Origin of the sequence: Pseudomonas sp. NPDC087614, assembly GCF_044743485.1 — a bacterium.
Classification (GTDB): domain Bacteria; phylum Pseudomonadota; class Gammaproteobacteria; order Pseudomonadales; family Pseudomonadaceae; genus Aquipseudomonas; species Aquipseudomonas baetica_A.
The window spans coordinates 23,601-39,120 of record NZ_JBIUWN010000039.1; the positions used below are offsets into that span (position 1 = coordinate 23,601).

11 protein-coding genes are annotated in these 15,520 nt (G+C 57.5%); 1 reads left to right on the top strand and 10 read right to left on the bottom strand.

Going from position 1 to position 15,520, the window contains the following annotated elements; genetic code table 11:
• Nucleotides 1–58 precede the first annotated feature (58 nt).
• The 5 genes from ACIOWA_RS15955 to ACIOWA_RS15975 are packed head-to-tail and all read right to left on the bottom strand — an operon-like array spanning nt 59 to nt 5,831.
• Nucleotides 59–1,528 (bottom strand): glycoside hydrolase family 32 protein, encoded by a 1,470-nt coding sequence (locus tag ACIOWA_RS15955; RefSeq protein ID WP_401160669.1) that lies wholly within the window; start codon nt 1,526–1,528, stop codon nt 59–61.
• 29 nt (nt 1,529–1,557) lie between these two features.
• Nucleotides 1,558–2,703, bottom strand: a complete 1,146-nt coding sequence (locus ACIOWA_RS15960) for an ABC transporter ATP-binding protein (protein WP_401160650.1) — start codon at nt 2,701–2,703, stop codon at nt 1,558–1,560.
• Between the two features lie 27 nt (nt 2,704–2,730).
• Nucleotides 2,731–3,573: a carbohydrate ABC transporter permease gene (locus ACIOWA_RS15965; RefSeq protein ID WP_339431095.1), complete on the bottom strand. Its 843-nt coding sequence runs from the start codon at nt 3,571–3,573 to the stop codon at nt 2,731–2,733.
• Nucleotides 3,570–4,535 (bottom strand): sugar ABC transporter permease, encoded by a 966-nt coding sequence (locus tag ACIOWA_RS15970; protein WP_339431096.1) that lies wholly within the window; start codon nt 4,533–4,535, stop codon nt 3,570–3,572. Before ACIOWA_RS15970 ends, ACIOWA_RS15965 begins: the two co-directional genes overlap by 4 nt.
• A 21-nt stretch (nt 4,536–4,556) precedes the next feature.
• Nucleotides 4,557–5,831, bottom strand: a complete 1,275-nt coding sequence (locus tag ACIOWA_RS15975; protein WP_401160653.1) for an ABC transporter substrate-binding protein — start codon at nt 5,829–5,831, stop codon at nt 4,557–4,559.
• 168 nt (nt 5,832–5,999) lie between these two features.
• Between ACIOWA_RS15975 and ACIOWA_RS15980 the strand changes: the two genes are divergently transcribed.
• Complete coding sequence (locus tag ACIOWA_RS15980; protein WP_339431098.1) at nt 6,000–7,565, top strand: carbohydrate porin; 1,566 nt, start codon at nt 6,000–6,002, stop codon at nt 7,563–7,565.
• Between the two features lie 236 nt (nt 7,566–7,801).
• Here the strand turns inward: ACIOWA_RS15980 and ACIOWA_RS15985 are convergent, their stop codons facing one another.
• From ACIOWA_RS15985 to ACIOWA_RS16005, 5 genes are all read right to left on the bottom strand, one after another.
• On the bottom strand, nt 7,802–8,500 hold the full coding sequence (locus ACIOWA_RS15985) for an outer membrane protein (RefSeq protein WP_401160655.1): 699 nt from the start codon (nt 8,498–8,500) through the stop codon (nt 7,802–7,804).
• A gap of 85 nt (nt 8,501–8,585) precedes the next feature.
• A complete protein-coding gene (locus ACIOWA_RS15990; protein ID WP_401160656.1) occupies nt 8,586–9,059 on the bottom strand; it encodes an SRPBCC family protein in 474 nt (157 codons plus the stop codon).
• Nucleotides 9,060–9,085: 26 nt separating this feature from the next.
• Complete coding sequence (locus ACIOWA_RS15995) at nt 9,086–12,502, bottom strand: beta-ketoacyl synthase N-terminal-like domain-containing protein (RefSeq protein ID WP_401160657.1); 3,417 nt, start codon at nt 12,500–12,502, stop codon at nt 9,086–9,088.
• 75 nt (nt 12,503–12,577) lie between these two features.
• Complete coding sequence (locus ACIOWA_RS16000; RefSeq protein WP_401160659.1) at nt 12,578–13,663, bottom strand: acyl carrier protein; 1,086 nt, start codon at nt 13,661–13,663, stop codon at nt 12,578–12,580.
• 118 nt (nt 13,664–13,781) lie between these two features.
• Nucleotides 13,782–15,482: an FAD-dependent monooxygenase gene (locus tag ACIOWA_RS16005; protein ID WP_401160661.1), complete on the bottom strand. Its 1,701-nt coding sequence runs from the start codon at nt 15,480–15,482 to the stop codon at nt 13,782–13,784.
• Between the last annotated feature and the right edge of the window lie 38 nt (nt 15,483–15,520).

Sequence of the window (15,520 nt, forward strand, 5' to 3'; positions counted from 1 at the left end):
AGATTGACGCAGAATCATGACACATAGCCCGCGCTTCTCGCGACTCGAGTGACGCTGCTCATAGCCATCCCGAGGCGAGAGGCCATGCCCTGGTAATCGAGACGCGCCCGCCACTGCCGCTTGCAAGAAGCTTCACGCCAAGACTGTCGGGCTTTGGGTAGAGGCGACTGCTGAGGCTGAAGCGCCCGTTTTCGTCGAACACCTCAATCGATGAGCGATCGAGGAACACCCGTAGTTCCAGTCGCGCTTGTGTCGGGTCTATCGACACGCTGCGTTGACCTGTGACTTGCGTACCCGAGCGGCTACGGTCAAGCACCAGACGCTGCAGTGACGCATCGTAGTAGAGCCGCGTTTCTTCCTGGCCATCGACGCTGCAGCGCAAGGCGATGCCCAGGTGGCCGTCGGTGCAGCCGAGCAAGTCCAGATGCACATGGATTTCGAGCATATCGCCATTCAATTCTGGCACCCACCGGGCTCCCGACTCCTCCCACCAAAGCGTGCCCGGTAATGGCGCTGTGCGCAGAGCGGTGAGCTCCCGTGCCGGAAACACGCAAAGGCGATCGGCGCACAGTTCAAGTTCGCGTGGCAAACCGAGCATGCCGCACCAGTGATGGGCCTGGCTCGGCATCGGGCTTTCCCACATGTCGAGCCATGCCCACACGAGGCGCCGGCCATCGGCGGCCAATAGCGTTTGCGCGGCATAGAAATCGTGGCCGTTATCCAGCTCGATAAAAGGCCCGCCAGTGAAGTGCCAGTCGCTGTCGAGTCGGCCCACTCGGTAACCGGTCTGGTACTTGTTGAGTCGGTCGTAACCTTGGGATGACATGCCTTGGGGGGAGTACAGCAGCACATCGCGTCCGTTCAGTCGAAACAGATCCGGGCACTCCCACATATAGCCATCGCCCTCGCTGCCGCTGGATACATAGTCAAGGAACTCCCAAACGTGCAGATCCGTGGAACGGTACAGCGGGAGCAGCGGCCTATCGCCCAGGCGTGCGCCGGCAATCAGGTACCAATAGTCATCCTCCTTCCATACCTTGGGGTCACGAAAGTGCATGATCGTGTCTTGCGGCGCGGTCTCGATGACGGCGCCATGCTTGACGAACCGGATGCCATCGGTGCTGGTTGCCAGGCACTGCACTTGACGGATCAAGCGCTCGTCACCCACTTCCCCCAGCCAGGTGTGTCCGGTGTAGATCAGTGCCAGGGTATCTGCGCACACCACAGCGCTACCGGAAAAACATCCGTCACGGTCGAAGTCATCGCCCGGTGCCAGCGCTATGGGTAGGTGCTGCCAATGAACGAGATCGGCACTCTTGGCATGACCCCAATACATCGGGCCCCATTTCGCTTCGAAGGGGTTATGTTGATAAAAAACGTGATATTCGCCCCGAAAGTACACGACCCCGTTAGGGTCGTTCATCCAGCCTGCCGGGGGGGCAATATGATAACCGGGTCGATAATCCTGGATGACGCGGGACAGGCCATCACTCAGCGCACGCTGCGCAAGGTCAAGGGTGCAAGGCATTGGATCGCTCAGGGTCTTCAAAGACAAGGTCATAGGGCGCGTGCTCGTACCGGGCGCAGAGGGACGCCGTCGGGCAGGGTTTCAGTGGCTTGAGGATGGCGCTTCAAGGCTGCGCCGTCGGCGTCGAACAGGTGCAGGTTGTCGATGTCCAGTTGCAATTCGACCCGATCGCCCACCTGCCAACTGGCGCTGACCTCACAACGACAGGTCAGCGGCTCGTCCTGACCGGTATCCAGGTGCACATAGGTTTCGCTGCCCAGGTATTCGACCCCGGTCACGACGACGCCGGCGGTTCCATCCGCCGCCTTGAGCGAGACGTGCTCCGGACGAATTCCGAGGCTCAACTGCGTGCCCGCCGACAGGTTCGAGCTGTCGAAGGGCAGGGCGGTCATACCCAAAACGGCGGTGTCGATCAGGCTGGTTTCGCCCGGCGCATGCAGGCGCGCCGCAAGGAAGTTCATTTTTGGCGAACCGAGAAAACCGGCAACAAAGCGACTGGCCGGGCGCTCATAGAGTTCGCGCGGTGAACCGACCTGTTCTACGCGACCGCCATTGAGCACCACAATTTTGTCAGCCAGGGTCATCGCTTCCACTTGATCGTGGGTGACGTAGATCATGGTCGAGGCCAGTCGATCATGCAGCCGGGCGATTTCGTTGCGCATCTGCACCCGCAAGGATGCATCCAGATTCGAAAGCGGCTCATCGAACAACAAAATGTCCGGTTCGCGCGCCATGGCTCTGCCCATGGCCACACGCTGACGCTGCCCACCGGACAGTTCTTTTGGCTTGCGTTGCAGCAGTTTGTCCAATTGCAGGATTTGCGCTGTTTTCAGCACGCGCTCGCGCAGGCTGCTCTTTTCAGTCTTGGCCAGTTTGAGACCAAAGCTGATGTTGTCGTAGACGCTCATGTGCGGGTACAGCGCATAAGACTGAAATACCATGCCGACGCCTCGCTCGCGCGGTTCCAGGTCGTTGACCCGTCGCCCGTCGATCAGCAGGTCGCCGCCGCAGATCGAATCCAGTCCGGCGATCAATCGCAGCAGGGTCGACTTTCCGCAGCCCGAAGGGCCGACGAACACCACGAATTCACCCGCCGCGATCTCCAGGCTGACGTCGCGCAGAATCCGTACGCCGCCCAGTTGTTTGTTCACGTTGTCCAGTTTCAATTTGATCACGATGCTGTTCCTTGTCTTTGTTGGGCATCAACCCTTTAACGCGCCGGCAGTGAGACCGGAAACGATTCGGCGCTGGAAGATCAGCACCAGAATCACCAGTGGGACGGTGACCACCACGGAGGCGGCCATCAACAATCCCCAAGGCAACTCATGGGGGCTGCCGCCGGAAATCAAGGCGATGGCGACTGGCACGGTGCGTTGGGTGTCGGTGAGGGTGAAGGTCAGGGCAAACAGGAACTCGTTCCACGCGGCGATGAAGGCCAACAAACCCGTGGTGACCAGTGCGGGCCATAGCAACGGCAACAGCACTCGGGTCAGCGTGACCCAGGGCGAGGCGCCATCCATGATTGCCGCTTCTTCCAGTTCGTGGGGCAGTTGGCCCATGAACGTGGTGAGCACCCAGACGGTGAAGGGCAGGGTGAAAATCGTGTAGCTCAGGATCAACGCCAAAGACGTGTTGTACAGACCCAGGGCGCGGATCACTTCGAACAGCCCCGACAGTACGGCGACTTGGGGAAACATCGACACGCCCAGAACCATCATCAATACCGTGCCACGTCCACGGAATTTCACCCTTCCCAAGGCATAGGCGGCGGTCAGGCTGAGGAACAGCGCCAGTGTCACTACGCACAACGCAACCACCAGCGAATTACCAATCGCCCGCAGGAATGAGGCTTGGTGGAGTACCGTCGTGTAATTGGAGAAGTCGGGAGTTTCGATCCAGTAGCTCACCTCGAACAAGGCGCTGGACGGCTTCAGCGACGTCACGATGGCGTAGTAGAAAGGGAAGACCGCATACAGCAGCAACACCCCGATCAGGCACCAGAACCCGAGACGCAGCAGGGTTTTTTTCAGCAGGCGCGGGCTCATGAGCGGACCTCCAGTTGACGGCGTCCGAGGTACAGGTAAGCCATGGCGATTACCGCTACGACCAGAAACAGCAAGGTCGAAGCGGCGCTGCCGTAACCGACGTCCTGAAACTCCACCAGGTGTTGGCGGGCATAGACCGACATGCTCATGGTGCTTGATGAGTTCGAGGTCAGCACATAGATGACGTCGAATACCCGCAAGGAGTCGAGGATGCGGAAGATGGCCGCCACCAGCAGAGCAGGCATCAACAGTGGCAGCGTGACACGCCAGAACACTTTCAGCGGATGAATGCCATCGACCCTGGCGGCTTCGTAACAATCGCTCGGCAACATCTGCAAGGCCGCGAGCATCAGCAGCGTGACAAAAGGCACGGTCTTCCAGACGTCGACGATGATCACCGCCCACATCGACAGATCTGCATCGGCTGTCCAGGCCAGAGGCGCATCGATCAGGCCGAGGCTCAGCATCAGGTGATTGATGATGCCGAACTGGTCGTTAAGCATCCATGACCAGATCTTCGCCGAGACAATGGTTGGAATCGCCCAGGGAATCAGAATCAACGCACGCACCAGCGAACGGCCGGTGAACTTGATGTTCAACAGCAACGCCACCAGCAGCCCCAGGACGACTTCCAGTCCCACCGACACCACAGTGAAATGCAACGTATTGCGCACCGCATTCCACCATTGCGGATCGACCAGGATGCCCGACCAGCCGGCACTGCTGTGAAACAGATAATTGCTCAAGCCGACAAAGGTTGCATCGCCCGTCTCGGCCAGGCTTGCGTCGGTCAGGCTGAACCAGAATGTGCGCAGCAGCGGCCAGGCCGCCACCAGGGCCAGGCACAGCAACATCGGGCTAAGGAATAGCCACGCGGCGCGAACGCGACGGCGTTGTACCGGCGTTTCCCGAGTGAGCAGGTGCTCTTCGTCGCCGGGGGCGAGTGTAGTGGAGGCAGACATGGTGATTTCCTTCCTTGTGGCTTACCAGTTCCGGCGTTTGATACGCGTGAGTTCGCTTTCCAGTTCGGCCAGCGCTTGATCGACAGGCAACTCGCCCGCCAGCACGCCATGCACTCGATCGAAGAACGCATTGGAGACCCGTGGATAGCGATCGGCAGTGATGGAGGCGGGGCGCATCACCCCATCGTTGAGAATGCTGTGCAACTGAGCGTAATAAGGCATGGCCGCGAGCAATTCGGGGTCTTGATACAGCGACTCGATAACCGGGTTATAGGCGCCAATCAGGGCACGGTGTTTTTGCTCTTGGGCACTGGTCAGATAGTTCACCAGTTCTGCGGCAAGTTTTGGGTTGGCACTGTAGCGCGATACCGCCAGGCCCCAGCCACCGAGGGTGGAGGCATGTGTGCCGGCTTCGCCGCCGCGGGGCAGGGGAGCGACCCCAACCTTGTCTTTTACGGCGCTGTCCTGGCTTTGTACCAAGGCCCAGACATACGGCCAGTTACGCATGAACAGCGCATTTCCCGATTGGAATACGCCACGTCCTTCCTCCTCGGTGTAGTTGAGTACGCCACGCGGGGAGATGTCTCCTACCCAGCTTTTCGCCAGGGTCAAAGCCGTTTTCGAGGCCTGACTGTTGACCACGATGTCGCCTCGTGGATTGACCAGTCCGCCTTGCGGTTGGCTGCTGATCCATTCCAGCGCATTGCACGTCAGGCCCTCGTAGGCGCGCCCCTGAAAAATGTAACCCCACGCATTGGGGTTCCCGGCAGCGCGTTCGGCCTGTTGAATACTTCTGGCGGTCGCGGTCATTTCTTGCCAGGTCTGGGGAACTGGCTGGTGGTACTTTTCGAGCAAGTCTTTGCGGTAATACAGCAGGCCCGAGTCAGTGAACCACGGCATCGTCACCAACCGTCCATTCACCGTGGCGTTATCCACCTGTGCCTGGAAGTAGCCCTGGGTCGCGTTGGCAGGAAGCACCTCGCGCAGATCCAGCAGATGTTTGGCCAGCATCCCCGGCCACACCATATCGATTTGAATGATGTCGATGTCGGCGGACTGCGCGCTGAGGATCTGCTGGTAGAACGACAACCGCTCGGTCGCCGAGTTGGGCGTGGAAACCACCTCGACATTGTTGCCGGTCTGTTTCGACCACGCCTCGACAGCCTCCTTGCAGAGTTGTAACTCCGCACCCACCGCACCGCACGAGATCGTCAAATGGGCTGCGTTCGAGAGGGATGGAAACCCGGCACAGAGGGCGAACAGTGTGGTTGGCAGGAGAGATTTCAGATGTTTCATTGAGCACCCTTTATTTTTGTTTTTAGAAAAGTTAACGTTAACATCGCCAAATGTAGCAGCGTATTTGCGATGGGGCATCCTTTTTTTCGTCGATTGCGACAATTCACAACTGACGAAAAATGGCCGGTCGCGGGAACAAAACAATAAAAACAAAACAGGGAAATCCACATGCAGAAAGCATCAGGCTGGCTACTCGCAGGCGTGCTCGGCACATCGGCGGCCACCTCTCAGGCCGCGACTCTGGAAGAGCGCATGGCCGCGTTTGAAGCCCGTGCCAGCGCAGCGGAACAGCGTGCAGCCGCAGCCGAACAGCAAACCCAGGCGCTCGCCAGGGAACTGCAGCAAATCAAACTCGCCACTCCCGCTTTGCAGCCCGCTGCGTCCACTGCCGCCGCCCATTCGACGCCTGCTTTGGATACCCGGCTGGCAAAACTCGAAGCCCGTCAGGACAGCATGGAAAAAACGGGCAGTACTGGACACCTTACAGACGGGTTCAGCTTCAAAGGCTATGCCCGCTCCGGATTGCTGATTGACGAGGGGCTTGGTGGAGGCCGTGGCGGGCCTTATACAACGCCGGCCGGCTCAGTTGGTGGTGCTGTCGGGCGACTCGGCAACGAAGACGACACCTACATGCGTATAGACCTGTCGAAAGAAACCTATGCGCAGAACGGCACCCGCGCCAAATTCACGGTGTCCATCGCCGATGGTGTGGAGAGCTCCAATGACTGGACGGCCGACGAGAGCAACCTGAACGTGCGTCAGGTCTTTACCGAGCTCGATCATCTTGCCGCCTTCAAGGGCAACTCAGTGTTCGAGAACGCCACCTTGTGGGCAGGCAAACGATTCGACAGGGATAACTTCGATATCCATTGGCTGGACTCCGACGTGGTCTATCTGGCCGGCACCGGAGGTGGTATCTACGATGTGCAGATGAACAAGAACTGGCGCTCCAACTACTCTTTGATCGGGCGTAGCTATGGGGATTTCAGTGAGGGCGGTGTCAATGCCGATGTGCAAAGCTACATCCTGACCTCCAACCAGTTCTTCGATAATGGTCAGTGGCAGTGGATGTTCAATGGCATTGGCTCAAAGAAAAACGACTTCGGCAATCGCAGCAATCAAGCAGGCCTGACGCCTGCGGATTCCGGCTTGCACAGCATGTTGGCCAATCATCAGAAAAACTTCTTCGGCCGGGAAGGCTTCTTCAAAACGGCGCTGCTCTATGGACAAGGTTTGGGGGCAGAGGTCAAGAACATCGGTTCGGATGGCGAACTGATCGACGACGCCCGCGCTCTGCGCCTGGCGCTTTATGGTGAGACACCCATTGCCCCCGGCTGGCGTATCGGCCCCAGCTTGCTGGCCGAACAGAGCAAGGACAGATACGTCAAGGGTGACGACTACCGCTGGATGACCCTGAACGTGCGTTTGGCCAATGCAATCAACAGCAATTTCGAGATGGCCTACGAAATGAGCTGGCAAACCATGGACCTCGACCCCAAGGGCTACAGGCAACGCAATGCGGTCGACGGTAACTTCTGGAAATTCACGGTCGCTCCGACCTTCAAGCCTGACGTTGGAGACCTTCTCACACGTCCCGAATTACGAGTATTCGCCAGTTTCATGAACTGGTCTTCGGATCTGGACAGATACAGTTCCACAGACAACTTCGGCAAGACGGACTTCAACGCCGGAGGTGTTTGGCAATACGGGATACAAATGGAAACCTGGTTTTAATGTTTGAACACGCCGGCCAGCACGCCTTCAGCGCGCCGGCCGGCTGTTGTTGCAAACAGTGATGTCGGCTGCAGACATCTGCTTTGAGATTGGCCATGAAAATTTGGCCAACTTCAACAGGCACTGTGACAGCGAAACGAAGTGACACCGAATATCGTCGTGGAACAGCAGTGGCGTTATTCAATCCTCAGGCTTGTCATAGCGACGCCGTGCCAGGCGTCGATGCATTTAACCGCTTAGAACCAATAATGCAGGCCGAGCACTAATGACTGGGCGCTGTAGTCAGTGCGCACATCGCCTTGGGGCAGGCCCTGAATGTCGCCGAAGTGCGCATCGCGCGTCTTGAGGTATCGATAATCCAGGGACGTGGACCATTGATCGGTGAGCTCGAAACTGACCCCGGCTCCGAGTTGATAGGCCGACACGTTGTCGCGGTGAGTATTGCCGAAGTGGACGCCGCCGGCTTCCAGGCCACTGATTGATACGGTGCTGTAGCCCAGGCCGCCACCCATGTAGGGCGTGAACCGACGGAAGGGCGCCGGGAGGTTCAGGAAGTCATACCAGAGGTTGGCCATCAGGCTGGTGACTTCCTCTTTGCCTTTGCCCGGGATGCTCCCGCCGCCTTCGTAGACCCGGTTATTGAATTGGGTCAGTGTGTTTTTGCGGTAACTGAGTTCCACCTCGGGTCTGAGCCCGACGGGGAAGCGCCAGCCCAATGCCAGTCCCGTGGCGTAGCCGGAGTTTAAGGGGTGATTGAACTGCATCTCGACAAAATCGAGGTTGTTCTGATTAAGGTTTTGCGGCGCAACCCAGTTCAGGCCGCCCATGACACTGATGTAGGGGCCGAGTGTGTCGGCGGAACTGGACGCCGGGCTGACGAAACCCATGCCTATGACGCCCATCACGAGATACTGGGTGTTTTTTAGTAAGTTCATGCTCGGTCCGAAGTGTGCCGTTATCGATAAGTAGACGAATCTTGCTCAGGCGTGAGCGTTCAACACGCCCGTTCCCGGTATTTTTTTAGTGCTGGCAATGCGCGTCAGGTTTTTCGAACACGAGGCTGTTCATCGCTTTAGCTCGTTGTTCCGCCAGGGTGCGCAGGTTGGTCAGTGCGGTGGTCATGGCTGCCGTCAGCATCTTTCGTAATAGCCCGCGGTATAAAAAACTGAAGGGGCCGGAGATCTTCGCGCTGTGGGTGACCTGGGTTTCATGCGGGGAAAGCCTGTGCATCCGGTGATCGAACTCGAGGTCGATCCAAAGCAGTCTTGCCGTGTTCCGATAGCTTTCATGCAGCCGCACCGCTTCCAGTTTCAGTGGCATGCTCAGGCCATTTTTGAGGACGCACTTGCCCCGCGTTCCAGGCTGGAACGGGCCATCGAGTTCACAATGTCTGACGTCGGTATCCCATAACGGCGCTTCTGAGAAGTTGCTCCAGATCTCCCAGATTTCAGAAGGAGGCGATTTGACTCGGACTTGCACATTTACATCGTTCACGGCGACACCTTTGTTGTGTGGGGCTGTCACGCAGCCGGCGCGGATTGACTCAGCACTTGAGCGGTAATATTCGCTTGACCGATTTTTTCGCCCCGGTTGAACAGGTCGATGTAGATCCGGTTCGTTTTGAAGGGCTGATCCTGCGCGTCAAAACCGGTTTGCGGTGCCAATGACAGGGGGCTGTTTCTGGGGATTGGCCGATCGAGAGTGAAACTCAAGGCAAGCAGGTTCATCGGGGTATTGAGTGGGATTCGTAGATGGCTGTGAGCAATCTGCATGTAGCACTGACGGGCAACTTCGAGGAAATAGACCATCGAATAGTGCTCTGGATCGCCCTCCTGGAAGATGTGCTCTTCCGGCAGTTTGAGCGTGTCTACGCTCAAACGCTGGGCGATACCGCTTATGTCACTGACGATGATGTTTTCTTCTCTGGCCTTGTGCAGCAACGCCTTGTCGCGGCAGCGAACAGCCGTGAATTCGCCGGCGGGCGATGTTTCGAACGCCGAGTTGTAAGCCATGCCAAGGATGCATGTGCACATCAACTTGCCGGCCTGCATGACCTTGGCATTGAAGACCTGAGGGTCTTTGCCTTGCTCCAGATGAAGCTCAATCGCACCCTGCTTCTGTACGTATTGCTGGAACTTGATACTCAGGTTTTTGACATAGGCCACTCGGCCGCTCAGTGGGGGCATGGCGAGTTCAATCAGTTGCAACACGCCCTCGAGCAATAAAATGCCGGGGATGTGATCAAGTGGATGGTCGAAGAAGTAAGGGTGCGCTTCATTCACCACGAGCTGGGCGTGCAGTGACTGAGGGCCACGCTGGACGTTGGCGATCACGATATTCTCCGGGCGACGTTGCCAGTGCGCGGGGCGCTGGGCTTGCGAGCCACGGTGCAGTGCGAGAAGTCCCTCCACAGCGCGAGTTCTGACACGTAGCCCCGAGAGCAGGGTGCTGGTCAGCAACTCGCTCAGTTCCAGTACGTCGACACCGTCGTGTCGCGGCTCCCTCACCAGGCTGACAGGGTGTGCAGGCGAGATGACCTTCTGCAACGCCTGGGGCGCCGAGTGAGCGAAACGCAACGTGAAGGGATGCTTGACGGCCGCGGCGGGTTCGGCGGCGGTCGTGCGCCACTCCCGAAGTTTTTCAGTAAATAACCACATCACAGCCTTGCCGGCTTCGCGCACCTCGATCACCGTGTGAACCGAGGCACTCAACAGCACCGCCAACAGGGTTTCGATGCCACTGGCTTCGGCCAAAAAACCGGTCATTTCTTGCAGTGAACTGCTGGCATGAGTTGCATCAGGCTGCAGTTCGCAGACTTCAATGTTCTGGTATTGACTCAGCGCTTTGCCCTGCAGTTGGCAAGCCTCTTGCAGCGTGTTCGCGGCATGGGCCAAGACTGCTGCGCGGATCACCAGTAAAGGCTTGTCGCTGGAGCTTGGTAGATAGGGGCGCAGAGCGATCACCCCCACCCCTTCGCCTTGCCGTGTCGCTGAGTGCCGGGCGCGTTCGATCTCTATTTCGCCACTGATAAAACGCCCTGCACCGAGCAAGAGCGTCGTCACGCCGCCCTTGAGCCACTGCTGCGATGCCAGCAAGGTTTGCCAGAACAAGCCAGGGGTGCCGACCAGTGTTTGATGGAAACCTTTGAAGTCAAAAATTTTCGCCGGGTAGCCGGACAACATGTTCGGCAACATGGTGGCCACATCCGTCACCTCCACACCGGGCGGCATGCCTTGAGCCTTGGAATAGAACGTGTGGGCGCCGCTATACGCATTGCTGAAACGCTCCCCACCCATGTTGCAGCACATGACCATCGCAGTGCCGGGTGAGCCGGCCACGCCTGGCAGGCGTTGCAGTAAATGATTGATGCGATCGGTGACCAACAGCTTGAACGGATCGACATGGGCCAGATGTTTGGGCCCCATGCCGAAACCGTCTATATCAATGACGCGATCCTGCGACAGGAATTTCCCCAGTAACGGCTGGCCCGCAGTGGCGGCGCAATCAACGAAGCGCCCATAAGGGAAACTGACTGACGGTGCTGCTGGCTGATCGAGTTGTTGCTTGAGCGCCTGCAATGAGAAGTGACTGCCGATCGCCGCTTCAGCCTCGACAATGGCAAGGTCCAGCATCAGCACGCCGGGGGCGACCCGGGGGACGGCAGCGCGGTTGTCGGGAATGTACTCATCCACCACCAGATGCGCATTGGCGCCGCCGAAACCAAAGCTGGATATGCCAACCCGAATCGCCGACGGACGATCTGCCAGGGGCTGTACCTGCGCTGTGGCCAACTGCAGGCAGGTCTCATCGACTTTTGCGCTGGGACGGTAGTCGGGCTGAGGGGGAATACCTTTGTGACGCAATATCATCAATGCCTTGGCGAGCGAAGCGCCTCCGGCGGCGGCCAATGGGTGACCAATGACGGATTTGATCGAACCGATCATTATCTTTTTGCCTGCTGTGCGATGAGGGGCGAAGAAACTGTTCAACGAGTCCAGCTCTGTCGCATCCCCTAGCGGTGTACCGGTGCCATGGGTCTCGATGTAGTCGACGTCGTTGGGGTCAAGACCGATATAGGCACGCTGGTAAGCCGTGCATTGAGCCTGTTTGCCTGGCGCAAACACCGAACCTTCGGCGCCGTCGGCCGACAGTCCCAATGCCCGCAAAACCCCCAAGGGACGGCGCTTCGCAATCAGGGCCTGCGAGACAGGCTCGACCAGAAAGGCGACCGCACATTCGCCCGGCACAATGCCGTCAGCGTCCTGGCCGAACGCCTGCATTTGGGCTCGGGAGGAAAAAGCGGTCAACTGCGAGAACCCCAGAAACAGCGCCGGCGGCAGCACGGTGTTCAGTGCCATGACAATCGCGTTGTCTGCCTGTGCGCTGTTGACCAGTGCTTGGGCCATATCGATTGCATAGGGGAACGAACTGCAGGCGGTGTCTACTGATAACGCGGGGCCACCCAAGGCAAAAGCCGCCGCCAGTTCAGCGACTTGCTCACCCGGCGTATAACCGCGTGGTGTATTGGCTGTTGCGCAGACGCCGGTGACGAAGTAACTCTCATCGCTCCAGGACGTCGCGACCACCAACGCGGTGCGCTCCTTGATCAATACCGAGCCTTGTGCGGCAAGCTGGGTGAGGAGTGTCTGGAGTACTTTCTTGCCGATGGCGACCTGCCGTCCTTCATGGCGTGAAGGGGTCGATGCGTCATCGGTCAGGCAAAAAGCACTGTCCAGGTAAGTACGATCCTTTTCCCCTTTCTTGGCCGAATAGATTGTCGCCTTATCCAGCTCCCAGCGTGTCAGCATCGAATCGATGGGCGCTACCTGTCCCTGCGCGAGCAAGTGCCAAAGCGCATCCGTTGAGGGGGCCCCGGGAAACTCTCCAGCCATTGCACTGAAGCAAAAATCACCCTCTGTCGTTACCGCGCCACTCATACCCGTTCTCCTGGTTGTCAAAATGCCGGGTGATCTTTGCGATCACCGGGTTCCATTCCATTTTTTTACAGCGGCTCAGCCCAGTTTTTTCAGCAACGACATGGCGTCTTGCGGCGTACGACGCGACATCAGCGCCTCACCGGCGAATTCGCTGACAGGGCACTGTTGCGCCATTGATTGGCAGAGGGTTTCGCGGGCAAAACCGCTGAGCCCCAACTGCGCGAAAGGCGTCTCGATGTCGATCGGCTGTGGCGCGTCGGGGATCAGGGGGGACAGGGCGTTTAAAAGCAGATTGCTTAGCGGCTCCTGGGGGGCTGGTGTGCTGGATGGTTGCGTTTGGCTGGGTATGCCTGAGGTGGATTCGGGGGTGGCCAGGGCGGCTTTAATCAATACGATTGTTTCCTGTGGACACTTGGCGTTGACCAACTCCGTGCTGTTGGCCTTGAGTGACGGCCACAAAGCGACGATCGCTTCCTGGAAGTCCAGTTGCACCAGGGAGTCCAGGCCCAGGCTTTCATAGCTTTGCTTCTGGTCGATCTGGTCAGCGGTAAAACCGGTGATATTCGCCAATTGCTCAAGTACCCATGTTTCGATATTCACGACAGGCGCCTGCGGATTGGCTTCAAGTCGTGCCAGCAGGACGGTAGGCGAGGGCGCATCAAAGAGTAATGAGGTAAGTTCTTTCTTTTCCGGAAAGTGTTGAGCCAGGGATTCGAAAATATCGACCAGCCCCAGGGAGTCGATGCCCAAACTCTCGAAACTTTGATCGAAGTCGATTTGTTCCTTCTTGAATCCAGTAACCGAACTTATTTCGGCGCGCAACCATTGCGCGTAGCTGAGCGCAGGCGTTTGGTCGGCAACGGTTGCCGATGCCAGCACTACCGGGTTGGCGTGTACGGGCTCCAGGGCGGGCAGGCTTCTATTGACGGGGGTTTCAACCCCATTGGCATAAACACCTTCCAGGACTTGTTGATGAGCGTTGAAGTAATGCGCAGTGACCGTTTCGGCCTGCTCTAGCAAACGCATCAATATGGACTCTTTTTCGATATTGGAATCGCAAAGTGAATCAATGATTTTTTCTGAAAGAGAGAAATAGCTATGCGCTATTTTTCCATTGGACACGATGAATTCCTGCACAACATCGTTGAGTTGGGCGCGCATGGGGTTCTCCTAACCAAAGTCGGTATATGTTTTCTATCAACAAGAAATCAAAAGTCATGGCCCAAGGCTGGGCCCTGTGTCACTCAATGAAGCAAACAGGCAGTAGCCATATAGAGACTTAAAGTTGGAGTTCCACTGCGTCGATCTCGGAAGATGTTGTTTTTCTGGCCCCTTTGAGCAGCCCGGATCTTACGTTCAGATAAGTGAAGAGCGTGATTGCATCAGCCCCCTGGAAAGCGATATAGCCGTCAGGACGAATCAGCATCAATGTGCCCTCTTTGGCGTGGTAGCGCTTGTGCAGCCGCCAATCGGGGTCCAACAACGTTGAGTGCCAGAAAGGCAGCTCGGAGCTACTCAATGCATCAATGATGCAATAAGCCTTGATGCCCGGGTAATCCTTCTCTACCGACTCGGCCAGCGAGCAATAGCCCGGTAGCAAGGGAGAAAACTGATCGGCTGCGCTGAAAATCAGCAGTGTGAAGGTTCCCTGGAACAAGTCGATCAAGCGTTTTTGCGGCAAACCCTGCCGTTGCCACAACTCAACATCGGGAGCCAGTTGACCTGCGCGAGGTGCAGTCGTCTGGAATTCGGGTTTCTTCCCTTTTTTGTCCCAATTCATGCGCTGCTTTTTCGTCAGTGATTCTTGAATGTAATCACTTTTGCCGTAGTGGTACTGATGACCGGAAATCATCGTGGGCAACGTGCGCTGAACCTTGCGTCTGTTGCTCAGCAGTGGCAGAACATTGTCGCGCAGCCAAACGAGGGCGCGATGCCTGAGGGTTATCAATGCGGTCAGTCGGTGTGCCGTGTTCTCGACTTCCAGGGCAACCGGATAACGTTCTTCGTTGTAGCTTTCCAGCAGTGATTGATCCGCCAGGCCCTGATCGACATAGGCCATTTTCCACGCCAGGTTGTAAGCCTCGGAAACACCCAGGTTCATCCATTGCCCGCCGATCGGGCTGCCGATATGAGCCGAATCGCCCACCAGAAACACAGAGCCTTGTTGCAGCGACTGCACGCGACGATGTTGAAAAGAGGCGATGGTAGTCGATGAAATATTGGACAACGTCATCTTTTGCCCGCGTCCTTCGCACAACCGCTGAAAGTTCTCCAGGCTCAAGGACGGCCGCTCGCCTTCTGGCGGCAGGTCGTAGGGCATCTCGATGAACAGTCGATAACGCGATTGCGCGCTGATCGGTGCGACCGCCACATAGCCGTCCTGCGCACCGAGGAAGAAAGCCCCTTCGTCCTTGCTGCCAGACCACTCGATATCGGCATCGGCCAGCATGAAGAAACGGTCGTAGGACGATCCTTCGAAGGGCATCTCAAGACGTTTTCTGATGTTGCTGCGAGCACCGTCGCACGCGACCACCCACCGACTGCTGAAGGATTCGTCGTCACCGTCCGCATGATGAAGCGTCATTCGCACGGAACCCGGCTGGTTTTCTATATCAACCAGTTCGGTATTCCACTCGACATCCACCCCCAACTTCTTAAGGCGCTCAAGCAGAATCTTTTCTGTTTGCGGCTGTGGCAGGCTGAGAAGCAGGGGATAGGTTGTATCCAGGTAGGAGAAGTTGTAGTTCAGTACCCGTTTGGCGTTCGACTGCACCGAAAACTGGTTGATCGTGAACCCGTCGCTGATGGCCTGATCGGCAACACCCAGATCGCGAAAAATTTCCAGGGTTCTGGAGTGAATGGCCATTGCCTTGGTGGCGGTGGAGGGGCCGGCATTCTTTTCAATAATGCGAAAAGAGACGCCCCACTTCTTCAGCATGATTGCCAGGGACAGCCCTATAGGGCCAGCACCGACGATCATGACGGTCGGGTTTCTACCGAGGCCCAGGTGCTTGGGTG

Excerpts from the sequence above, each read along its gene's own strand:
- ACIOWA_RS15965 (WP_339431095.1), bottom strand. The coding sequence starts at position 3,573 with ATGAGCCCGCGCCTGCTGAAAAAAACCCTGCTGCGTCTCGGGTTCTGG.
- ACIOWA_RS16000 (WP_401160659.1), bottom strand. The coding sequence starts at position 13,663 with ATGCGCGCCCAACTCAACGATGTTGTGCAGGAATTCATCGTGTCCAAT.
- ACIOWA_RS15985 (WP_401160655.1), bottom strand. The coding sequence starts at position 8,500 with ATGAACTTACTAAAAAACACCCAGTATCTCGTGATGGGCGTCATAGGC.
- ACIOWA_RS15995 (WP_401160657.1), bottom strand. The coding sequence starts at position 12,502 with ATGAGTGGCGCGGTAACGACAGAGGGTGATTTTTGCTTCAGTGCAATG.
- ACIOWA_RS15970 (WP_339431096.1), bottom strand. The coding sequence starts at position 4,535 with ATGTCTGCCTCCACTACACTCGCCCCCGGCGACGAAGAGCACCTGCTC.
- ACIOWA_RS15980 (WP_339431098.1), top strand. The coding sequence starts at position 6,000 with ATGCAGAAAGCATCAGGCTGGCTACTCGCAGGCGTGCTCGGCACATCG.
- ACIOWA_RS16005 (WP_401160661.1), bottom strand. The coding sequence starts at position 15,482 with ATGATCGTCGGTGCTGGCCCTATAGGGCTGTCCCTGGCAATCATGCTG.
- ACIOWA_RS15975 (WP_401160653.1), bottom strand. The coding sequence starts at position 5,831 with ATGAAACATCTGAAATCTCTCCTGCCAACCACACTGTTCGCCCTCTGT.
- ACIOWA_RS15955 (WP_401160669.1), bottom strand. The coding sequence starts at position 1,528 with ATGCCTTGCACCCTTGACCTTGCGCAGCGTGCGCTGAGTGATGGCCTG.